At 38.3% G+C, this 22,304-nt stretch carries 24 protein-coding genes and 1 pseudogene; 9 read left to right on the top strand and 16 right to left on the bottom strand.

Annotated elements, in window-relative coordinates; genetic code table 11:
* Window positions 1–95: 95 nt before the first annotated feature.
* Entirely contained in the window at window positions 96–299 is a 204-nt protein-coding gene (locus tag AACH28_RS00125) for a hypothetical protein (RefSeq protein ID WP_317665825.1), read from the bottom strand.
* A gap of 218 nt (window positions 300–517) precedes the next feature.
* Window positions 518–1,411, bottom strand: a complete 894-nt coding sequence (locus AACH28_RS00120; RefSeq protein WP_286736520.1) for an IS1595 family transposase — start codon at window positions 1,409–1,411, stop codon at window positions 518–520.
* 149 nt (window positions 1,412–1,560) lie between these two features.
* Between AACH28_RS00120 and AACH28_RS00115 the strand changes: the two genes are divergently transcribed.
* Window positions 1,561–1,761: a YqaE/Pmp3 family membrane protein gene (locus AACH28_RS00115; protein WP_075994862.1), complete on the top strand. Its 201-nt coding sequence runs from the start codon at window positions 1,561–1,563 to the stop codon at window positions 1,759–1,761.
* A 34-nt stretch (window positions 1,762–1,795) separates the two neighbouring features.
* On the opposite strand, the gene AACH28_RS00110 is transcribed toward AACH28_RS00115, so the two are convergent.
* Both AACH28_RS00110 and AACH28_RS00105 read right to left on the bottom strand, forming a co-directional pair.
* A complete protein-coding gene (locus AACH28_RS00110) occupies window positions 1,796–2,581 on the bottom strand; it encodes an alpha/beta hydrolase (RefSeq protein WP_341831868.1) in 786 nt (261 codons plus the stop codon).
* A 45-nt stretch (window positions 2,582–2,626) separates the two neighbouring features.
* The gene (locus AACH28_RS00105) at window positions 2,627–3,031 is read right to left on the bottom strand and encodes an SRPBCC domain-containing protein (RefSeq protein ID WP_341831867.1); all 405 of its coding nucleotides are present in this window, start codon (window positions 3,029–3,031) and stop codon (window positions 2,627–2,629) included.
* Window positions 3,032–3,368: 337 nt separating this feature from the next.
* Between AACH28_RS00105 and AACH28_RS00100 the strand changes: the two genes are divergently transcribed.
* Window positions 3,369–3,815 carry a hypothetical protein gene (locus tag AACH28_RS00100; protein ID WP_341831866.1) on the top strand — a complete coding sequence of 149 codons (447 nt, stop codon included), beginning with the start codon at window positions 3,369–3,371 and terminating at the stop codon, window positions 3,813–3,815.
* 134 nt (window positions 3,816–3,949) lie between these two features.
* On the opposite strand, the gene AACH28_RS00095 is transcribed toward AACH28_RS00100, so the two are convergent.
* The 5 genes from AACH28_RS00095 to AACH28_RS00075 all read right to left on the bottom strand — a co-directional run bounded on the left by AACH28_RS00095 (window position 3,950) and on the right by AACH28_RS00075 (window position 6,609).
* Window positions 3,950–4,390 carry a hypothetical protein gene (locus tag AACH28_RS00095; RefSeq protein WP_341831865.1) on the bottom strand — a complete coding sequence of 147 codons (441 nt, stop codon included), beginning with the start codon at window positions 4,388–4,390 and terminating at the stop codon, window positions 3,950–3,952.
* 301 nt (window positions 4,391–4,691) lie between these two features.
* Entirely contained in the window at window positions 4,692–4,973 is a 282-nt protein-coding gene (locus AACH28_RS00090; RefSeq protein WP_341831864.1) for a hypothetical protein, read from the bottom strand.
* On the bottom strand, window positions 4,974–5,159 hold the full coding sequence (locus tag AACH28_RS00085) for a hypothetical protein (protein WP_341831863.1): 186 nt from the start codon (window positions 5,157–5,159) through the stop codon (window positions 4,974–4,976). It abuts the gene before it with no gap.
* A 10-nt stretch (window positions 5,160–5,169) separates the two neighbouring features.
* Window positions 5,170–5,928: a DUF1266 domain-containing protein gene (locus tag AACH28_RS00080; RefSeq protein ID WP_317665811.1), complete on the bottom strand. Its 759-nt coding sequence runs from the start codon at window positions 5,926–5,928 to the stop codon at window positions 5,170–5,172.
* A 33-nt stretch (window positions 5,929–5,961) separates the two neighbouring features.
* A complete protein-coding gene (locus tag AACH28_RS00075) occupies window positions 5,962–6,609 on the bottom strand; it encodes a hypothetical protein (RefSeq protein ID WP_341831862.1) in 648 nt (215 codons plus the stop codon).
* A gap of 224 nt (window positions 6,610–6,833) precedes the next feature.
* Between AACH28_RS00075 and AACH28_RS00070 the strand changes: the two genes are divergently transcribed.
* The 4 genes from AACH28_RS00070 (at window position 6,834) to AACH28_RS00055 (ending at window position 9,711) form a co-directional block, all read left to right on the top strand.
* Window positions 6,834–7,358, top strand: coding sequence for a Crp/Fnr family transcriptional regulator (locus AACH28_RS00070; protein ID WP_088162071.1), 525 nt, complete (start codon window positions 6,834–6,836; stop codon window positions 7,356–7,358).
* A 51-nt stretch (window positions 7,359–7,409) separates the two neighbouring features.
* Window positions 7,410–7,967, top strand: coding sequence for a DinB family protein (locus tag AACH28_RS00065; RefSeq protein WP_088162072.1), 558 nt, complete (start codon window positions 7,410–7,412; stop codon window positions 7,965–7,967).
* A 168-nt stretch (window positions 7,968–8,135) separates the two neighbouring features.
* Entirely contained in the window at window positions 8,136–8,762 is a 627-nt protein-coding gene (locus AACH28_RS00060; RefSeq protein ID WP_088162073.1) for a hypothetical protein, read from the top strand.
* A 40-nt stretch (window positions 8,763–8,802) separates the two neighbouring features.
* Entirely contained in the window at window positions 8,803–9,711 is a 909-nt protein-coding gene (locus AACH28_RS00055) for an alpha/beta fold hydrolase (RefSeq protein WP_145327079.1), read from the top strand.
* Between the two features lie 161 nt (window positions 9,712–9,872).
* On the opposite strand, the gene arsC is transcribed toward AACH28_RS00055, so the two are convergent.
* Window positions 9,873–10,223: an arsenate reductase (glutaredoxin) gene (arsC, locus tag AACH28_RS00050; RefSeq protein WP_088162074.1), complete on the bottom strand. Its 351-nt coding sequence runs from the start codon at window positions 10,221–10,223 to the stop codon at window positions 9,873–9,875.
* A gap of 183 nt (window positions 10,224–10,406) precedes the next feature.
* Between arsC and AACH28_RS00045 the strand changes: the two genes are divergently transcribed.
* Together AACH28_RS00045 and AACH28_RS00040 are read left to right on the top strand one after the other, a co-directional pair.
* Window positions 10,407–11,315, top strand: a complete 909-nt coding sequence (locus tag AACH28_RS00045; protein ID WP_088162075.1) for an AraC family transcriptional regulator — start codon at window positions 10,407–10,409, stop codon at window positions 11,313–11,315.
* A gap of 82 nt (window positions 11,316–11,397) precedes the next feature.
* The gene (locus tag AACH28_RS00040) at window positions 11,398–12,399 is read left to right on the top strand and encodes an aldo/keto reductase (protein WP_088162076.1); all 1,002 of its coding nucleotides are present in this window, start codon (window positions 11,398–11,400) and stop codon (window positions 12,397–12,399) included.
* Window positions 12,400–12,527: 128 nt separating this feature from the next.
* On the opposite strand, the gene AACH28_RS00035 is transcribed toward AACH28_RS00040, so the two are convergent.
* The 6 genes and pseudogenes from AACH28_RS00035 to kdpA all read right to left on the bottom strand — a co-directional run.
* On the bottom strand, window positions 12,528–14,264 hold the full coding sequence (locus AACH28_RS00035) for an ATP-binding protein (protein ID WP_075993223.1): 1,737 nt from the start codon (window positions 14,262–14,264) through the stop codon (window positions 12,528–12,530).
* 24 nt (window positions 14,265–14,288) lie between these two features.
* A complete protein-coding gene (locus AACH28_RS00030; protein ID WP_075993224.1) occupies window positions 14,289–15,410 on the bottom strand; it encodes a histidine kinase in 1,122 nt (373 codons plus the stop codon).
* A gap of 62 nt (window positions 15,411–15,472) precedes the next feature.
* Window positions 15,473–16,558 (bottom strand): porin, encoded by a 1,086-nt coding sequence (locus AACH28_RS00025; protein WP_088162077.1) that lies wholly within the window; start codon window positions 16,556–16,558, stop codon window positions 15,473–15,475.
* A 47-nt stretch (window positions 16,559–16,605) separates the two neighbouring features.
* Window positions 16,606–17,172 carry a K(+)-transporting ATPase subunit C gene (locus AACH28_RS00020; RefSeq protein ID WP_145327078.1) on the bottom strand — a complete coding sequence of 189 codons (567 nt, stop codon included), beginning with the start codon at window positions 17,170–17,172 and terminating at the stop codon, window positions 16,606–16,608.
* A gap of 25 nt (window positions 17,173–17,197) precedes the next feature.
* Window positions 17,198–19,207 (bottom strand): potassium-transporting ATPase subunit KdpB, encoded by a 2,010-nt coding sequence (kdpB, locus tag AACH28_RS00015; protein ID WP_145327077.1) that lies wholly within the window; start codon window positions 19,205–19,207, stop codon window positions 17,198–17,200.
* 25 nt (window positions 19,208–19,232) lie between these two features.
* A pseudogene (kdpA, locus tag AACH28_RS00010) lies at window positions 19,233–20,843 on the bottom strand (potassium-transporting ATPase subunit KdpA); the annotation flags it as partial.
* 108 nt (window positions 20,844–20,951) lie between these two features.
* Between kdpA and AACH28_RS00005 the strand changes: the two are divergent.
* The gene (locus AACH28_RS00005) at window positions 20,952–22,298 is read left to right on the top strand and encodes an IS5 family transposase (protein ID WP_341831578.1); all 1,347 of its coding nucleotides are present in this window, start codon (window positions 20,952–20,954) and stop codon (window positions 22,296–22,298) included.
* Window positions 22,299–22,304 lie beyond the last annotated feature (6 nt).

Raw genomic sequence — 22,304 nt, 5'->3', positions numbered from 1 at the left:
CCTCTCCCGTTTAAACAAGTAAAGCTTACTAAAATCAGAAAAAACTGATTCTAGTAAACTTTTACTTTGAATTACTTATTCCTATAATTTTATAATCAATCGTTGAGTAACAACTGATCAACATATTCTCTGATCTCTTGTGGTAACATAAGATAAACCGATGTTTTCAGGTTTTCTTTACTCGGTACCCCATCGATGAAAATATTCTTAAAACCTTCATTGAGCCATTTCCCCTCATCCTCTAGATATCCACGATATTTGCTGTCTAAATTTTCAATAACACTATTGTTGTTTCCCATGTTTTCCGTCATTTATTCTATGTAATCTGCATCTAAAATATTCGACAGGGGAATATCAACATTGGTGCCACACCTCCTCAAAATTTTAAAAATCATCTGTCGGAAGGCATATTTTAAGTTTTCTTAACATTTCCCTATTCTAGCAACGAAAAAACCATTACACATTAAATATCAATAGATTACAAACAAACAAAAAATAATTTAATTGACCTATTCCTTTAAGCAATAATCATATTATATTGTTCTGGTTTATGGCAGATCATCCGATATACTAGGTTGTCAAAAATATTCCCTTTCATAAAACTTCTGTTGAATCGATAGGTATATTCATTAATATATTCCTGTAGATCTCCAACGTGATGGTACATTCCTCTCAACCAGCTTTTAAAGGTCATGATAACCCTGTGTAGTTCTGGGAAGTTCTCACCTTTCTTACCAGATTTGACACGCTCCATATTTTCGAAATCTTTCAATATCGGCTTATAACCTGTCCATTTGTCGGTGGTCACCTTAGCCTGTGGCTCTATGTTTTGCTTCATGAAGCTACCTAAGTTGATCGCATCGGCTTTGTCTATCACCTTGGCGTAAAAGCGCGAAACTCCGTTGCCTTTCTTTTCTATAGCAACCACCACAAGCTTCTTCTTTCCTTTTTTACGTCCTTTGGAATTTTCATCCTGACCGCCAACAAATGTTTCGTCAACTTCCACAACTCCACGCAAAGGAAATTTACCGCTGCTCTCCATCGCTTTCATCACTTTGCGTTTGAATAACCATGCTACTTTTTGCTTGATCCCTAACTTCCTGCCAAGCTCGGTACTGGCAATACCCTTTTTGTTTGTACTTATGAAGTATACTGCGTAAAAGGCTTTAACTAAAGGAAACTTAACCTTATGGAATAGGGTGCCTGCTGTAGGAGATTCCAAATAACGGCAGCGATTGCACTGACGGTCATGCTCTTTTATTCCCTTGCAAAAACTCCCGTAACCACATTTCTTACATTTGTAACCATCTTGCCATTTCAAAGCCGATAAATAAGCTAAACAATCAGCATCACTGCTAAATTGCGACTGAAAATCGAACAAACTCAACTCTTTTTCTTTATTGCCTACCATACCTAAATTTAATCACCTAAAGATAAGAAAACTAAATTATTTAGCAAAAGGATAGATCAATAATTTAATTTGCTTTAGTTGATATTATTCGCGATTTTTAATGGTGAATACCGTACTTTTGTATTTTAATGTTTATAACCCTATTATTTATGATATTAATAGCAGTCTTACTTCCTTGGTTATCGTTTTTCTTACGCGGTAAGATTCTAAGTGGCATTCTCTGTTTGATCCTACAGATGACTATACTGGGTTGGATACCCGCAGCCATTTGGGCGGTTGCATCTCGTGTTGACGGAAAAAACGAACAGCGCATACGTAAGATGGAACGTAATATGCGTAATTATCGATAAACCTTGGGCGCGAGCTTATTCGATTGAACAGGGATCAATTGGGTGCCAAAAAATGCTGTATTTGTCCTAGTGTAAAATCGATCAGTTGGTCATTTACATCGCCATTAAAATCAGCCATCATATAGTTCCCATGATTAGCCGGTAAAATAAGCAGTCGAGCATGAGGAATCTGCTGTTGCATGGCAGCTAGATGTGTCGTTTTTACAACATCTTGATCTCCACCTATCAAAAATACCGGGCAGGTCAAAAGGCTTAAGGATTCCGTTTCGAAATCTTTAAAGTTTATCATGCGCTGGCTATCTTTTTCATACATATTTCGAAATTTCTCTGGATCTGGGTTCAGCTTCATAAAATTTTCTTTGAGAAAAGGAGGTATATCGTTAATCGTTGAAGCTTCCATACTTTCGAAAAAACCATCTAAAAGCCCCTCTCTTTTGGTATTTCCCGATGCAGCAATCAGCTTTTCCACCTTGTGCGGATACATCGTCGCAAATTTCAAAAGTGTTGTCGCTCCATTGCTAAAACCGAAAAATGACGCTTTTTCTATAGAAAAGAAGTCAAGAACAGCCGAAATATCTTTCGCATCCTGCTCGAAGGTTTCGGGAGTGGTTCTGTGTTCGGATCTTCCATGATTTTGCAGGTCTATCGCAATCAACTGGTACTGATCATGCAATCTTTTTACTGTCTCTTCAAAATCAGTGTAGCCAGAGGAACCTCCGCCATGAATCAATACTAAAGGCTTTCCTGTGCCGAATATTTCGTAGTAAAGTTTTATTCCATTTGCAGGTGCATAACCGCTTTTCGATTCTATTTCACGCATAATTTATCCTATAAAGTCTATATTTCTGTCAGTAGCTACACGCTTCTACAGCGATTTGTTTTCTATAAATTTTTTAAAACTTAACAAGACCCCATCGGTAAAAGACTGTTGTAGTTCCAAAGGTGTAAATGTATCAGGCTCGAAAGTTTCCCGGATAATCGTATTGTTATCAATCGCCTGAAATTCAACAACACAGGTTCTCCCTCCACTGATACTTCCAATGTATTCCATCAAAATAATCTCATCGTAAACGCCTACATAATCAAATCCCCCCCGGCTATTTTTTTGCTCCATTCTAAAATTAAACATCCCGCCTTCCCTAAAGTCAATATGAACAGCAGGACAGTGCCAATCGTCAAATGGAATATTCCATTGCATAATTGCATCAGCATCATTCCAGTATTTCCAAACATGGGCTAGTGGCTTTTCAACTAAAATAACCGAAACCAAATTTTTGACAGGACGATCTTTACGTTTAATACGATGTTTTTAAATGATAAGAATACTTTTGTCTATCTACACTGGCTTAAAATCATTCCGTTCAATATATTGAGATAAATGATTGCATCGAGCGGCACCACAATATTAATAAACTATACAGCAATTCGACTTGTCCTATGACAATATTGATTTACGCTACACACATTTTTCTGCTATACAGCGGAGCTTCACTCTATATTTAAGAAAAGGATGAAAGCCTACCGTAATAAGTCGATTAATGAATAAACAGAAGACTATGGTATATTTATTGTGTGAACATGAGAGAACATATAAAAAACCGATTCAAATGAGAAAATTAGCATTTATAGTCATGAGCCTTGTTACTTTTACAGCCTGTAACAATGCTCCCAAGAACAGCGAATCAAAAGAAACAACTGATCAAAGCAAGGAAGCAACTCCGTCGATCGGCGGCAGCAAGGATGTGCACGGTTGTTTAGTCGCGGCGGGACAAACTTGGAGTGAGATCAAACAAGGATGTATCCAGGTCTTTAATGTTGGCTTACGCCTGAATCCAACGGAGAAAGAAGAAAGGAAAGCTGTCATTAGTGCCTTTGTTGTCCTTAGCGAGGATAAATCAAAGGTAGAATTATTTTTACCTGATGACAGTAAAAAAACCATTATCCTGGATAAAGTCGAAAACGACATTTACCAAAAGGATAACTATAAATATGATGGTAAAAAATCAGCTCTTTACGTGGATAATACGATTAAGTACACAGGTGATGTTGAGTAGCCTAGAAAGAAGATCTCGTTTTAATCCTATACTAGCAGAAGGGCTGCTGTAATAAATTTCTGAATGCGACAATAGTTATTCTGAATCCATTTCACTCGGAATAACTATTGTTCTATTCTTTTATTTCAAGTGCACTATTGAACTATTGGCACAATTTGCACGACATATGGCCCTGAGTAATGATTCCCTACCATTTTATTCTCATTCACAGTAATATGATATTGGCCAACATCTTTAAATCTATAGGCAAGTTCTTGGCCAAAGGGGCCATCAGCCGAACCATTGGGCAGAAAAAGCTGACTAATTCGTACATTGGCTGTATCCGTGGGAGTTTTTATTTTGATAAGAACCGAATCCGCCTGATGGACTGAAATAAAAATAGTATCCGTTTTCCCTGATACCATATTCATTTCCTTAGATCTTCCACCACCAAAAAAAGTTACGTTAGAAGGTAATTCTTCTGCCTTGCGCTTAGATTCATTTGTACTGGATTGTGTTGGACTTTGGGGGAATTGACAAGCTCCGTAAAAAAAAACTATCAACACATTCATGATCAATAATCGTAATTTACCCATAACGTTTTACTTAAGATAACAAAAGCAATTAGATTACAGTTTTAGCCATTTTTCTTTTTCTATATATCCAACCGTTGATATTGAATTTGTTACATCGTCCACAAACTCCATTTTGATTTGATTGCATGTGGATTTAGTTCTCGTATTTTTTGATAAAAAACATAGAAATTTCTATTCCAGAGGGAATAGTTATGCGTAAAACTGAAAATGGACTGTCCCTTACCATCCAATTGAACGACAACTTGCCAGATATAGTGATTATTAATTTGAGTCGATGTCCTACGAAGTTCAATGATATCCACTAACCTAAAGGATCTACCTGCCCCGCCTTTCCACCGACAGCATAAAAATAATTTTCATCAAAAAAATAATCTTCGTCATTTAACAGATTATCTTCTATACCAAATAGAAAGGGTCGTGACGACAGTTTTCTTAATTTATCTGTTTCAAAATGATCATTCATCTCATAGCTTTTTTTAACACCGTATAAATAATTTTCAGCCACATTTTTCTTATAGACTTCTGTCAACACGACAACGATCAACACACCACTGAAAACCAAAACAATGCCTTTAGAATTCATTTATTTCGCAAAAAAAATTAACTGACACAAAATCAGATAGAACATAGGAATTTCCCCTTCATCTTTCTCGATAGCATCCAATCCTTCGAGATAGCTATGGTCGCGGAGTCCTTTCTGAGCGATTTGTTGTTCCAATTGATAGCGTAAATCAATAGCCGTAAGATGTAGTGGATGTGAAGGCCACATAAGATAACACTCAGACGGAATGATTACCATTCCACCATGCGACATTATTCCAGGGACTTCCTTTCTTTTCTTTAAGATATCCAATATACCTTTTCAAGTAAGATTTCCCAATTTTACTATTTAACCCAACCTGATCTTCTCCTTCCATAAATTGATCGGAAAATAGCAACCAATCACTAAAATGCTTTTTCGCATATACTGACAACTTTTTGAGAACATCTAATGCCACAGGTTTTGATAGATATCCAACGTCCGTTGCGGATGTCGTAATATGACTTGCTACAGCAACAACAAAGGCATTTACCCCAACTTTGGAGATATCCCAAACGGCTGTATCGATCTTGCTGTTTTTTCCTTCCAATGCGGTCCCTGTCTTTTCTATTCCAAGTAATGTAAAATATGAACTCAACAATTCAAGACAGCTGTCTGTATCTATTATACCAAAATCTCTTTTTAACAATTTGATAAAATCACTTCTATATTGATCAATTTTGGGATAATTTCCAAATTGATATAAGTGAATCGGATAACTTCCATCATCTCCCGTACTTCCGAATACCGTAAACCAGTCCCCAAAAACAATGACTCTAAATGCAGCTCCTAATGCATTACCAAACTGTTCTTCATAAGGAATATCCAGAAGTATATTGTTATCATTTGCTAAACTCCCCGCCCTTTTTTCCTCTTCGGCTTTCAAAGTAAGTTCATCTTTGGCTTCATGCACACCTTCCTTTGCCGTATTCAATAATTCTCTTAAAAATTTAAACATAACGGTATTGATATTAACTACTTAAAAGAAATCTTACTTACTATATTTTTCCACAAGCGCATAATCATAAGGGATTCTCATGGACAAGTCGCGTGCTTGCCAAATATCTCCTTCAGACACCTGGTAGAAATCATAGGCATTTTTCAAGAAATTTTCACCGTTTGGAGCCTCCACCCAACTTTTCTTCGCTCGATTGTAAAGTAAAATCATACAACTCACGCAACGATAATTACCTGCTGTTTTCGGGTTTTCAAAACAAGTTCCAACTTTAATATTAATCTTCTGATTGATTATCACATCGGTCAATTTACGATCCGTGAGATGAATTAATGCGATTTGTGCATCCTCATGATCCGGTGGTAACTTCGCTATTACTAATCGTCCAAAATCTGTCTTTCTAATTTTTTCGATTTCTAAAGCCCTAAATTCTGGCGATATGCGATTTGTATCAATCGGGTATAGATCATCTTCTACAGCTGCCACTTCAGTCGTCGTTACTTCGGTAGCCCCAGCGGCAAGTAGCTGTTTATTGTTTTCATAATTTTCCCAATCTGCTGTATCGTAGGTAACCCACTGCTGTATCTTATAGAGCAAGGTTTCCCTCTTATTGACTTTGATAAAAAACGCCGCTATTAAAAATGAAACCAGCAAAATGAACAGGATAACAAGGACTCTTTTCACACTAAAATTATTTAATTAAGTATTTAAATCTGTAAAATCGTGAAAACATATTCCATGTTTTCATTTAATACCGTAAATCTGCACATAATTATTCAACCGGTAAATCTGGAACCCATATTAGGTCAAAACTTGGCGATATTTGTAGCTCAATAATCAATATTTGAAAACAGCAATACAATCGCTAATTTCGAAGACCTTTAATGATTCAATTAAATCCAACGTGTATGCATAAGCTGTTAGATCTCATATCACCTCGCATCTTTAAAAAAGAAATTTCTTTTAGGAGGAACGAATACATTAAAATGAATGGTTCGATTGATTCAAAGATTTATTTCATAAAAAAAGGCAGCATCAAAATCTCTATTTTTCAGGAAGATCATGAACAGATTATTCGCTTTGGATATGATGGAGATCTCATTGTAGCTATGGATTCTTTTATTCATGGTAGCTACTCGGATTATGCAATTCAGGCAATAAAGAAAACAGATATGCTAATCGCCGAGAAGGAAGATTTTATGAATTTTATCTATTCCACTTCAGAAAACACAAATTTATATATAACTATCTTGGAACAGTTGGTGTTACAGCAGCTTGAAAGAGAACGAGATCTATTGCTGGACTCCCCAAAAAACAGGTATGAAAGACTCATTAAACGAAATCCTAGATTATTTCAACTAATTCCTAATAAGCATATCGCCAATTATCTTAGAATGAGTCCCGAAACTTTATCAAGAATCAGTAAATCTTGAGTTAAATCAATTTTTTTCCAATTTATTTTCGAGTATTTTATCAAAAAAAAGATGAAATGTAAATCATTAGAACTACTTGATCAACTGGAAAAGCAAGTACAAGAACATATGTCATTTGTCAATTCCCTAGAAGCCCTTTCTCAGGAGACATTACGTAAAAGACCTCATGAAGGGTCCTGGAATATCCTCGAATGCATACAGCACCTGAATCTGTACGGAAGTTTCTATTTACCTGAAATCACAAAAAAAATATCCGAAAGCAATCTTGGCCACAATGTTGATTTCAAAAGCGGTTTTTTAGGAAACTATTTTGCTAATTCTATTTTACCAAATGATAAGGAAAAAAAGATCAAAACTTTTCGAAAAATGGATCCCAGAAATCTTATGCAGAGCGCCGAACCGATTCCAGTTTTTTTAGAACAGCAAAATAGACTACTTCATCTACTCGATAAGGCAAGGTCAAAAGATTTAACTAAAATTCGCATTAGGCTATCTTTCAGCAACTGGATACAGCTCCGTTTAGGAGATATATTTCGCTTTATTATTCATCACAATACCAGGCATATTGTACAAATAAAGAATATCTTATCGTTAACTACAACACATTAAAATAGGGTCCTAAAGAAGCCCACGCCATATACACCAAAAGCATGTGGGCTTACCGACAAATAATATTGACTAACCGAGGTAAACCCTATATTGACCGAATAGCACTATCATGATACATGATTATGTATTTATTTTAGACAGGATCAGATAACCAATAAAATAAAAACAATGCATAGAATTATAGGAATATGGATCGTCTTCTTGATTTGCTTTTCTCAAAATAGTATTGGACAAGTAAAAGATTCAAACTATTTTCTCGAAAAAGATAATACTAAGGTACCGCCGCAGGCCAACATTTTACCGCTACAAAATTTCAACTTCCACGTCAAACCCTATCAGGCTTTAGGAACCAAAGTGATCGTAGATTCATTATCGCTCGGAGCAGATAATTATATCATTTATACATTTAGCGTAACCAAATCTCCTCATGACAAGGAATATTATTCTTTCTGCAATATTGTCGTTAAATTAACCCCGCAGGAGTCTATGATGACTTTAGCTCAAACGAATAAAATTTACGCTGGAAATGTCTCAAGAAACCACCCCGACTATTTTGGTCAGGGCACTTTAATACGGGATGATTATCGTATTGATTTTATAGCATTTACGCAAGAAAACCATGATATTAGCGTAATTAACACTAAAATTTACAACCTTTCAAAAGGTAGAACCATATTGTTGGAACAAGATACCTTCCACCAATTTATGCTAAATGATTACCAATTTTCGGACATTGGACTACAATCAACCAATGACCTTAAAGAACATATTGCAGGACTAATAAATAAACGGTAAACGCGAAAATTCATCCTTTCATTTGAACTTTAAAATAAATATGAAAACCTGGACGATCATGCTATTCTTCGTTTCCATTGGGGGCATACAAACGTATGCGCAGGAAACGGCTAATATTAAAGGTATACGAACATCCTATTGGGTAAAGGGGTTGGAAAAAAGAAAAGCCAACGAGCCAATCGTCATTTTTGAAAGTGGCATCGGCATGAGCGGGAACAATTTTTCCGTCCTTTTTCCCAAATTAATGAGTAATATACCGTATTTCAGTTATGACAGAAATGGCTTAGGAAATTCGGATCCTGATCCATCCTTAAAATCTGACCAAGATGTCGTGGACAAATTACATTTAATCCTATCCGCTTTAGAAATTAAACCGCCCTATTTACTCGTCGGGCATTCGCTGGGCGGAGCTTTTGTTAGGCTGTTTACAGCTAAATATCCGGATGAAATTGCCGGCTTAGTCCTCATCGATCCTACCGATTTTATGTTAACAGAAACAGAAGACGCAATTGCTACTGAAACATCAAATAGCCAGATAGGTTACCAACAACTCTGGGTAAAAATGCTTTCAGATATGATAAACGACAAAAACCTTGGTGAGGGTGTAAAATTGGAAATGAAAAGAGAGCTGGCAGTCAGCGAAAAACATTTTTTTAAAGAATATGCCGATTTACCGCTTCTAAAAAATATCCCTGTTACCGTATTCATCGCCTACAATCGACCTATCGAGCGATATGAAAAAGAAATGAACAGTAAATTGGGAATAAATGATAGATTTTGGTTTGATGCCTATGACCAGCTTCGAATCAAACACTATGCAAATCTAATCAAACAAAATAACAATTGTGAACTGATTCTTTTACCAGGATACAGCCATGGGATACACCAACAAGACCCTGATAAAGTCGGTGTAAGCATAAATAGCCTCTTTAAAAAAATAACCCACTAAATCATGTCGATTAAAATAATATCATAGGAGATATCTTTAACCGTTCAAAAAAAAGCCAAAATTAGTGATTAGAAAAAAAATTTAAGTACATCCAACACGGCTGCAGCTATATTCAAAAAATGTTTCATACAACGGAAAACACAACAATCAAGCCAGCATCATCACTTAGCACCAATGAGTGCTAAAACTTTTTCGATAGGTCGACCAATTACTGCTACACCGTCCTTTACAACGATAGGGCGCTCAATCAAGATCGGATACTCCAGCATCACATCGATCCATTGCTCATCTGTCAAGTGAAGATTTTGGAATTTTTCCTGAAAGACCGGTTCTCCTTTTCTGATAAGTTCCAAAGGTTTTAAAGCAAGTTGACCCAATAATTCAATCAATTGGCCTCTCGTCGGAACATCGTTTAAGTACTCCTGTACTTCTATATCCACAGCTTGATGCTGTAGCAGCTCCAATGCATTACAACTCTTACTACAATTTTTATTATGATAAATTTTAATCATGGTCGCAATATGTAAAGGATATCCTTGTGATAAAAAATCAATTATTGGATACCCTCAAAAATAGTAACAAAATCACAAACAGTTCAAATAAAATGCCATTGGCTAACTAAATATTCGAATTCATTTTCGAGAAACTGATCCGTTTATGACGTAGGATTGTTTCTCTTTTTTTAATTTAGTAATATGAAATCAGCCGAAAGTGTGACAGATTTTTACAAAAGGCAACCAGGTTTAACTCATCTGGATTTGCCGCTAAATAATACGGGAATTGGGCATTTCAATGTTTTCAGCAGGGAATCCTGTACTGTCGTCTCTCCGTACAATCGCCGCGATTTTTATAAAACCTCCCTTATCATAGGGCGTGGAAAACTATATTACGCAGATAAGTGGATACAAATCGATAGACCTGCCATGTTATTTGCGAATCCGGTTGTTCCATATGCTTGGGAACCCGAATCCTCAGAACAATCCGGATGGTATTGTGTATTTACAGAAGAATTTATACAGCATAGTGAACGGATAGAAAGTCTAAAAGACTCTCCCCTGTTCAAGATAGGTAGCAATCCGATTTATTTTCCGGATGAAACACAATTAGCAGAAATTTCTACAATCTTCCAAAAGATGATGGTTGAAATGAACTCGAGCTATATCCATAAAGATGATATGTTGCGAAGTTATCTACATCTTCTAATTCATGAAACGATGAAATCGAGTCCCGCAGCGAGTTTTGGATCATATACCAATGCATCGACCAGGGTATCGGGACTATTTCTTGAGCTGTTAGAAAGACAATTTCCAATCAATACCTTTCAACTTAGCCTGCAATTGAAAAGCCCAGCAGATTATGCGCATGCGCTTTCGGTTCATATCAATCACCTCAATAGGTCGGTAAAAGAAGCCACAGGCAAAACCACCAGTACACATATTGCAAACCGTGTGGTCCAAGAAGCCAAAGCTTTGTTGCTGCATACCAATTGGAATGTATCGGATATTGCCTACAGCCTAGGATTTGAATATCCATCCTATTTTACCAATTTCTTCAAAAAGCAAACCGGGATGTCTCCAAACCAAGTCCGAAGCAATACTGTTTGAATTGTATAACAATCTGTTTGATTGTCTTAACTCGCTTCGTTTGTTCCATATGTACTTTTGTATTGAACAAAATGTAATCATTATGAAATATAGAAATCTTGGAACAACAAATGAAAAACTCTCTGCGATTGGATTAGGTTGTATGGGAATGAGCTTTGCTTACGGACCTACGGACGAAAAAGAGAGCATTGCAACATTGGAAAGAGCATTGGACCTCGGCATTAATTTTTGGGATACCGCGGATATGTACGGCAACGGTGCCAATGAGGAACTTATTTCAAAAGTGCTTGTTCCCAACCGTGACAAAGTTTTTATTGCAACAAAATTTGGATTTCGCTTTAAAGATGAAATAGCAGGTCCAAGTGGTACGGCAAACACCTATTTCGATGGCTCGCCCGAATGGATAAAATTAGCGGTAGAAAAAAGTTTAAAACGCCTTGGAATCGATACCATAGATCTTTATTATGCGCACCGCGTAGACCCCAATATTCCTATCGAAGAGACCGTAGGCGCTATGGCAGAATTGGTTAAAGAAGGAAAAGTGAGGTATTTGGGTTTAAGCGAAGCATCTCCCGCATCAATCATTAAAGCAAATACCGTACACCCTATAGCTGCTTTACAGAGCGAATATTCGCTCCTTACACGTGATGTAGAACAAGAAATCTTACATACCGTAAGGAAATTGGGGATAAGTTTAATTCCTTATGCGCCTCTAGCGCGTGGATTATTTTCCAATTCTTTAAATTTAGAAGATCTTGCTTCGGACGACTTTAGAAGAACCTTACCTCGAAATCAAGGTGAACATGCATTGAACAATGCACATTTAGTCGCCAACTTCTCCCTAGTGGCAAAAGATAAAAACTGTAGTCCAATACAACTCGCTTTAGCCTGGGTACTGGCACAGGGAAATGACATCATTCCTATTCCAGGAACTAAAAAAAGAAAATACCTGGAGGAAAATGTTGGTGCCCTTGATGTACAATTATCGAATGATGATTTAAAAAAAATAGATGAAATACTTCTTAAATACCCCAATATCGGAGCACGATACAGTGAAGGTGCTATGGCTTTAGTCAACCATTAATCCATTTTTGAGATTATAAGTGGCTTGCCGGCGCCACTTATAATCTCAAAAATTGTTCTCCTCTCATCCGTCCTTATTATGTTGTCATAATGTGCTGTATGAACAGATACGAATCGTTTAATATGGTATTAATTATCGGAAATCGCAGTACGCAATGAAAAATAGAAAGAACTTCCTGCGCCATAATCACTTTCAACACCAATTTCGCCACCTTGCGCTTCTATAAACTCCTTACTAATACTTAAACCAAGTCCTGTTCCACCCTTTTTTGACCCTGGCACACGGAAGTAACGCGCAAATATTTTATCCAGATATTTCGGCTCGATCCCTTGCCCACTGTCGGTAACGATAAATTTTGTTTTAAGTTCGCTGTTTTCCACTGCGATACGAATAAGCGAATCCTCATGGGAGTAACGTATTGCATTGGAAAGAAAATTTGTAAGAACCCAGGCCGTTTTCTCATTGTCAGCAAATATAGCTTTCACATTAGGTCCTACCTCGATAACAAAGTGGATATTTTTTTGATTCGCAGCAAATTGATTTGCCATGATAGCATATTCAATAATAGGCTGTATTTCTGTCGTATGTAAGTTAATTTGAATAGAACCACTTTCAACCTGCGTCATATTTAACAGTTCACCGGTTATTTGAAGCAAGCGGTTAGAATCATCTTTTATTCCATTTAACAACGTGAGCTGCTCGGTATTCAGATGACCTATTTGCTCGTTTTCCAACAATTGAACCCCCATCTGAATCGCCGCAATAGGTGTTTTGAACTCGTGCGAAACAGTACCGATGAAGTTTGTTTTTGCAAGATCAAGTTCCTTAAATGGCGTAATATTCTTTAGGATAACCACCTGCCCGATAAACTTTGGCTCAAGTTCACCCGTAGGCAAAACATTGATATCGATAACATCTTTTTCAAAATAGCTTTCTCTATCATCTGCATAAATTTTAACAGCATTTTTTTCACGTTTTTCTACAGGAAGAAAAAGATCTTTAAAAATATCCTTAGCAAGATCATTTTCATCTGAAACCGCTAAAGCAGATCTTCCGAGAAGTTGATCTTTATGTAGATTTGTGATGCGAAGTGCTTCCTCGTTGACAAAAATGACACGTCGCTCTTCGTCGAAGCCTATCACCGGATCATGCATATGATCAACAAGAGACTCAATTCGTCTTTTTTCCTTTAAAATTTTTTCAAGTTTACTTTCAGCGTATTCTTCAAGTTTCTCTGCCATGGAATTAAATGAAGCGACGAGTTCGGCAAACTCACCTCCGCTCTGCACCTGAATACGCTCTTTGTAGTTCTGTCCTGCAATCTGTCGAATACTCGCTGTCAATTTTGCAATGGGGTCAGCTATATTGGACGGCAAATTGACCAGCAATATAAAAGCAATGATAAAACAGAGCGCCCCGGCAAATGAAATGACCAAAATTGCATGTTCGGCGGTGCGATCCGCAATAATACTCTTCCGAGAAATTGCCGTCATATTTTGTTCCATTAACAAGGCAATATCCTTTCTGATAGACGAGACAATAGTAACATCTAAGGGCTTATCTCGCAGTTTTAAAAAATGTTTGGCAATTGCGTTTGTTGTTTGCTGCTCTCCGACTTCGGTAACATTTTTCCGTTGTTTGTCAAGATTAATCTGGAAATTATTAAAAGCAGCTTTTTCAACAGGAATTTCCTCCAATGCCAATAACATATTCTTGGCGTACAGCAGCGTATTGTAGTTCGCTGTCAGTATATTTGCGGTATCCTTTTTTAACCGGTTTACATACCAACCACTTAGTGCGGCAAGTAGAAAGATCATGAGAAAAAGTGATCCTACACCAAAGGTAAGTTTCGTTTTTATTTTCATCTTATTCACAATTTGTCTTTATCATTAAGACAATATAATCAGGTCGATGTCTTCGGTCGACAGTTGTGCCAGCAGTTTGCTAAATGTATCCTTAGCAAGTAACATCCTTAAAAGAGATAATCGTGGTTTTCCAATGCAAACTGTGGTGATCTTGCGGAGCTCGCACAAAGCGATGATCTCTTTTGCCACACTGTGACTTTCTACTTTGATAATTTCTCCACCAAGTTCTGTCGCCAGTTTAAAGTTATTGATCAGGTGTCGTTGTTTGTTTAAGGCTATCCGATCTCCGCGCTCTTTTGGCAACTGTACATAGAGCAAAAACCAACTGCTATTATAATATCCTGCTAAACGTGCTGTTTTTCGGATGACGTTTTTTGCTTTTATTTCATTAGAACTTATACAAGCCAGGAAACGCTCCTTTCGCACCCATCGTTGGGGTTGAACTTCAATCTCTACTTTGCGTTGAACCTGGGAGGCAACTTCCTTCAAAGCCATTTCACGCAATTGTAAGATATGTTCGCTTTTAAAGAAGTTTTGAAGCGCTGCCTGAATTTTTGACGCGTCATAGATCTTGCCCTCTTTTAGGCGAATGATAAGCTCTTCTGCAGTAAGGTCAATATTAACGACTTCATCTGCGGAATCAATAACACTATCGGGAACACGTTCTTGTACTTCAACACCTGTAATCGCTTTGACCTCTTCGTTTAAACTCTCAATATGCTGGATATTAACAGCGCTGATCACATTAATCCCCGCTTCAAGAATCTCCATAACATCCTGCCACCTTTTGGTATTTTTACTGCCTTCAATATTTGTATGTGCCAACTCATCGATAATAACAACCTCGGGATGTGAATTCAAGACAGCATAAAGGTCCAGTTCCTCCAACTGTTTGCCTTTGTAAAAAAGATGGCGTCGGGCGATAAGGGGTAGACCGTCGAGCAATTGATGTGTTTCCTTCCGATTATGTGTCTCAATATAGCCAATACGCACATCGATTCCTCCCTGTAAAAGGGTATGTGCATCCTGTAACATACGGTATGTTTTTCCTACGCCTGCACTCATACCGATATAAAGTTTGAAGCGACCTCTTCTCGATTTCCGAATAAGGTCCAAAAAGTGTTCAGCGCTTTTCCTCTCTTCCATTTTTATTGCCTTTCATTTCAGAAGGTTCCTGCCGATCCAACACACGGCAGGAACGATTGTTTTTAAAAACTAACGGTAAGTGCTGTTACAGCCGTTACACTATTTTTCACCAACTTATTTGTCCGATCAAGGAAAATAGCATCTTTATTCGTGAGATTACGTAGTTCCGTACGCCAAAGAACATTGGGAAGAATGGCATAATCTGCATTTAAAGAATAGCCAAACGTTTGAAAACCTTGCTCTGTAGTCGTAGAAACGATCACACCATGCTTATCGTTGTAATATTCTCCTCTTGCTGTTAAGCTAAATTTTTCGGTCGTCGCGTATCGTGCAATTAACACTGGGGTGTACCATACATTGTACTTCGAACTACCTTTTGCTTTTTGTTCAGCTCCAATATCAAATCCGAATGTGATTCCCAGCTTTTCGTTCATTTGATAAATTGCATATAGGTTATGAAAATAGCGCATCTGTCTGACGCTATCCGCTTTATCACTGCCTATAAAAGAACCACTATTGATGGTCCATTTATCTGTCGGTTTATAGACCAATTGATGCCCAAATGCTGGTAAACTGCTACCATCTACACGTTGAATCCGCTGCCATCCGTTTAAAATCAGCCCACTTAAAAATAGTTTTCCCGATGCGGATGTATAGGATATTTTTGCTCCTGTTTCAAAATAAGGTGAATTATCCGCAAAAATACTCCTTGTTACAGTCCAATTATCCTTTCCTATAGCACTTTCAAAGCCCAAATGGGAAGAAAATATGCCAGCATCGATCCATAAATTATGTTTTTTCGAGATACGTATACCGGCGTTCGCTTCGTAAATATTTTTTAAGACTCCGGGTTCCGCACCGTAGTTGGCATTCATATATGTACCAACACCTAAAGCAAGATTTGCACGGGTATTTGTTGTTTCGTATGCAGCTTTTAAAAGTGCCAAGTTTATGTTTACTTCATTCGTCCTATTGTGACTATATACAAAGCCTGGACGTGTATTTCCAAGTGGATTGTTAAAGTCCCGAAGGTAATATGCTTCAAGGTAACCACTGATAGACAATCGGGTATTTTGAGTCGTATCTTGCTGTGCAAATAATTGTGTTGCCCCTGCGAGTAAACAGGCCAACATCGCTAGTTTTTTCATGTAAATTGTTCTTATAAAATGTATATCGATAACCCTTTAGGTCAATTTTATTTTTCAACCATCTTGTCCAAAGCAATATTTAGTTCAAGGACATTGATTTTGCGAGGTCCAAACATATTCCATAAAGGCGTCTGAACGTGGGCATCAACAAGAGACTGTAGGCTATTTACCGATATACCTCTCGCTTTCGCAACACGATCAATTTGTATTTTTGCGGCCTCGATGGAGATATCTGGATCCAAACCACTACCACTGGCTGTAACAATGTCTACCGGTACCTGTTCGCGTTTTACAGTAGGATTGTGAACTAAGAAAGTATCGATACGGGCCCTAACTTCCGAAAGATATTCCCCATTAGAGGGTCCTTTGTTACTTCCACCCGATCCAGCAGCATTATAACCAACAGCTGAAGGACGCGACGAGAAGTAATCATCCCGCGTAAAGGCCTGTCCAATATTTCTGTAATACTTTTGCCCATTGTACTCAAGCATTTCCCCTTTTCCATGATTGGGTGCTATTTGAGCTATTGCCCATACGAGGGCTGGATATACCACTGAGAGCAGGAGCATTAAAACAATTGTAATCTTTATTGCCGGATATATATGAGTTTTCATCTTTGCTTTTATTATTAAAAATGTATTAGATAAATAGGGAAACCAGTAGGTCTATGACCTTGATACCAATAAATGGAACGAGTACTCCACCAAGTCCAAAAACAAGCAGATTTCTCCGTAACAGTGCGCTTGCACCTATAGGTTTGTATGCGACTCCTTTCAATGCCAAAGGAATCAGTAATGGGATAATAATTGCGTTAAAGATGACAGCTGATAGTATGGCACTTTGTGGACTACTGAGCTGCATAATGTTTAAACCTTGAAGTGCGGGTATTGCTGCAATAAACAAGGCCGGAATGATAGCAAAATATTTGGCGACATCGTTTGCAATACTAAACGTCGTTAGCGTACCTCTGGTCATCAACAATTGTTTGCCTATCTCCACAACCTCTATCAATTTGGTTGGATCATTGTCGAGATCGACCATATTTCCGGCCTCTTTTGCAGCTTGTGTACCGCTGTTCATCGCTACACCAACATCGGCTTGTGCAAGTGCCGGAGCATCGTTTGTACCATCCCCCATCATGGCGACCAATCGTCCATCAAGCTGTTCTTTTTTGATATAGTTCATCTTGTCTTCAGGTTTCGCTTCGGCTATGAAATCATCCACTCCAGCTTTTTCCGCAATATATTTGGCCGTCAACGGATTGTCTCCCGTCACCATAACAGTCTTGATACCCATTTTTCGCAACCTTTCAAAGCGTTCATGAATTCCGGGTTTTATCACATCCTGCAATTCTATGACACCGAGAACCTGTTCATTCTCTGCAACGACCAATGGGGTTCCCCCATTTTGAGAGATAAGCTTTACGCGTTCATCTATTTCCTGAGGGAACAGATTTCCAGCCTTTACAATGATATTCCGAATAGCATCTGTTGCACCTTTACGAATACGTGTCTGTGCAAAGTCTATTCCTGAGCTACGGGTCTCAGCGGTAAACTTAATGAATACAGGGTTTTCGATCTTATAGCTCGATGGGTCGACACCAGCCAATTCAACAATTGATTTCCCTTCCGGTGTTTCATCCGCCATGGAGCTCAATGTGGCTGCACGTACCAGAGCTTCCTTCAGGACGCCATCTGCGGGGTAAAAATTTGTCGCCTTACGATTTCCGATCGTAATAGTTCCAGTTTTATCAAGCAACAAGACATCAATATCTCCTGCCGTTTCAACTGCCTTGCCACTTTTTGTTATGACATTTGCACGAAGTGCACGATCCATTCCCGCGATACCAATTGCCGATAAAAGACCTCCTATTGTTGTTGGAATCAAACAGACAAAAAGTGAAATAAACGAAGCAATGGTGATACCAACATTGGCATAATCCGCAAATGGTTTTAAGGTCACCGTTACGATAATAAATACAAGTGTAAAACCTGCCAGAAGGATTGTTAATGCAATCTCATTAGGTGTTTTTTTGCGGCTTGCCCCTTCAACCAATGCGATCATCTTATCCAAAAAGCTCTCCCCCGGTTCTGTCGTTACCTGCACGAGAATTCGATCGGACAAAACCTTGGTACCACCGGTAACTGAACTTTTATCACCTCCAGCCTCGCGGATCACCGGTGCTGATTCTCCGGTAATTGCACTCTCATCTATGGTTGCCAATCCCTCAATAATCTCCCCATCCAATGGAATTACATCTCCCGCCTGGCAAACAAAAACATCATCTTTTTTCAGTTGAGCGGACGAAACTACCCGACCATCACGCAGGGTTGCTGGAGTTTCCTCCCTAGTTTTCCGAAGACTATCTGCTTGCGCCTTACCGCGGGCTTCGGCAATTGCCTCAGCAAAATTTCCAAACAATAAGGTTAAAAATAGAATAAGAAATACCGTAAAATTATAACCAAGTGTACCTTGTGATTTTTCCCCAGTCATTATCCAAAGACAAACGACGGCCATAATCAGCGTCCCGATTTCCACGGTAAACATCACTGGATTACGGAACATTATTTTAGGATTTAGCTTCACGAAAGATTGCTTTAAAGCTTGTTGTACAAGTTCTTTCTGAAACAATGTTTGTTGATCGCTCATTTTTAGAATTCTTTAATTTTAAGTACTACATGGAAAAATATTCCGCAATTGGACCCAATGCCAACGCAGGGAAGAAAGAGAGTGCTGCAATAATCGCGATCACAGCGAATACCATTAAACCGAATGTACTTGTATCTGTTTTTAGCGTTCCCTCACCCTCAGGTATAAATTTTTTCTCAGCCAATAATCCCGCAATAGCAATTGGGCCTATAATCGGTATAAAGCGGCCGAGTAACAATACGATACCTGTCGAAATGTTCCACCAAATTGTATTATCTCCAAGACCTTCAAACCCGCTACCATTGTTAGCTGCGGATGAAGTATATTCGTATAATATTTCACTAAAACCATGAAATCCAGGGTTATTCAATGTAGAAGCACCTTGGGCTGGAAACGCTGTAGCAAGTGCTGTACCGACAAGGATTAGAAAAGGATGGGCAAGAGCAACAATCATAGCAATTTTCATTTCCCGCGCTTCAACTTTCTTACCCATAAACTCTGGTGTGCGCCCTACCATCAAGCCACTAATGAAAACGGCGAGTATAATAAAAATGAAGAAATTGAGTATTCCCGCGCCTACACCGCCATAAAAAGCATTCACCATCATCGCTATAAGTTCGTTCATACCAGATAAGGGCATGTAACTATCATGCATAGAATTGACGGAACCCGTCGAAATCATCGTTGTAACAATACTCCAAAACCCCGATGCCGCTGCACCAATACGTATTTCCTTTCCCTCCATGGCGCCCATAGACGTGTCAATACCCATCTGTGCGATCGCTGGATTTCCAGCCATCTCCATTTTTATATTTGGTATTGTCAGGATGATAAACCCAATGGTCATCACACCAAACATCATCCATGAAAATTTACGCTTGCGAATAAAAAAGCCGAATGCAAATATCATCGCCATCGGGATAATAAACTGGGCAATCATTTCCACCATATTGGTCAAATAATTGGGATTTTCAAATGGATGCGCACTGTTCGCACCGAAAAAACCACCTCCATTTGTACCAAGATGTTTAATTGGGACAAAGGCAGCTACTGGTCCTCGGCTTACCTGTACGGTATCTCCAGCGACAGTAATCATGCTGTCCTTACCTTCGAAAGTCATCGGCATGCCTTGGAATACGAAGATGGCAGCAACCAAGACAGAGATAGGCAGTAAAATCCGGGTGCAAGACTTCACAAAGAAATCGTAAAAATTGCCCAATTGTGTTGTTGTCTTATCCCTAAAAGCTTTGAAAATAACCACTGCAGCAGCCATTCCCACGCCTGCGGTAACGAATTGAAGAAACATGAGCCAAATTTGTCCTAGATAGCTCACTCCTGATTCACCGGAATAGTGCTGGAGATTACAGTTGACCAAAAAAGATATACTGGTATTAAAGGCCAAATCAGCAGTCATTCCAGGATTCCCATCTGGATTTAAAGGCAAATGTCCCATATTCATCAGGATAGCCATGCTCAATAGGAACCACAGTAGATTAATTGTCAAAAGAGCAACGAGGTGCTGTTTCCAAGTCATCTGGAGGCTAGGATTAATTCCTGTCACCCGATAAAAAAATCGTTCCAATGGTTGAAACAATGGATCTAACCAGGTTTTTTCATTGCCATATACCTTAGCTAGTCTCTCCTTAAACCACCTATAATTTACTGATTATTAGTATTTTGGGTTTAAAATAGCTTGTTTTTTATTGCAAGAATTTGTATCTTAGAGCTTTAAAACCTTGCAAATATGTTGGGGAAAAATCCAGAAAAGAAGCCAGAATTATTTCGCCCAATGTTGGTGGATTTTATTGACCACGAGCATGAACTTGTTCTACTTTCAGAAAAAATAGATTGGAATTATTTTGAGAAAGAATTTTCGCCCTTGTATTCCAAAGTGGGCAATCCGAGCCATCCGATTCGGTTTATGGTGGGTTGTTTGCTACTGAAACATTTGTATAATTTGGGCGATGAGACGTTGGAAAAAGCCTGGATCATGAATCCTTATATGCAGCATTTTTGTGGCAGGGTTTTCTTTGAACACGAATTTCCTTGTGACCCGAGTAATTTTGTTCATTTCCGAAAAAGAATTGGCGAAAAAGGTATCGAAAAAATCTTTGCCTACAGCGTAAGAATGCACGATGCCAAGACGAACACCTCAAATTTTGTTTTGTCCGATACTACCGTTCAGGAGAATAATACCTCTTTTCCTACCGATGCAAAATTGTGCAAAAAAGTGATTGATTATTGCAACAAAATAGCCGGAAATGAAGGCATAAAACAAAGACAACGCTACACAAAAGTCAGCAAACAAATGGTGCGCAACACCTACAACGGAAAACATCCCAAGCGGGCAAAAGCGGCAAGGAAATCTCAAAGACAGCTCAAAACCATCGCCATGAGACTGATTCGTGAATTGCAACGGAATTTTAATTCAGAACAGCAAGAATTTTATAAAGATTTAATGACATTGTACACCAAGGTTGTCACACAAAAAAGAAACGATGCCGATAAAATTTACAGCATTCACAAGCCTTTTACCCGATGTATTGCCAAAGGAAAAGCGCATAGTCAGTATGAATTTGGGAATAAGGTAGGTTTGATAACCACCGCCAACAAAGGCAAGAAAATCATTCTCGGGATTAAAGCATTTTTGCAAACTCCTTACGATGGTCACACCATAGAACCACTTTTGGAACAGATGGAAACCGGTGGTCAAAAGCTCCCAAAAGAACTCCTTTACGATAGAGGTGGCAGAGGAAAATCAGAAATAAAGGGCGTGAAAATCTCCATCCCAAGCACTCCAAGAAAAAAAGACACTGCTTATCAAAAGCAGACAAAGCGCAAAAAATTTAGAACCAGAGCGGCAATAGAACCTATCATCGGACATTTAAAAACCGATTTTAGGCTGGCAAAAAATTACTTCATGGGAGAAACGGGACCACAAATCAATGCATTACTAGCTGCAACCGCTTGGAACATGAAGAAAATGATGGAACTACTGAAACAGAAAATTATTTTCTTATTTTATAAGATACAAATTATGCTGTTTTCTAATCCTGTTTTTAAATATAAATTAAATAGTGGGTTTTGTTAAGGAACG

It is taken from the genome of Sphingobacterium thalpophilum, assembly GCF_038396785.1.
Taxonomy (GTDB): domain Bacteria; phylum Bacteroidota; class Bacteroidia; order Sphingobacteriales; family Sphingobacteriaceae; genus Sphingobacterium; species Sphingobacterium thalpophilum_A.
Note: the sequence above shows the minus strand (reverse complement) of the source record. Positions and strands in the feature narration are given on the sequence as shown.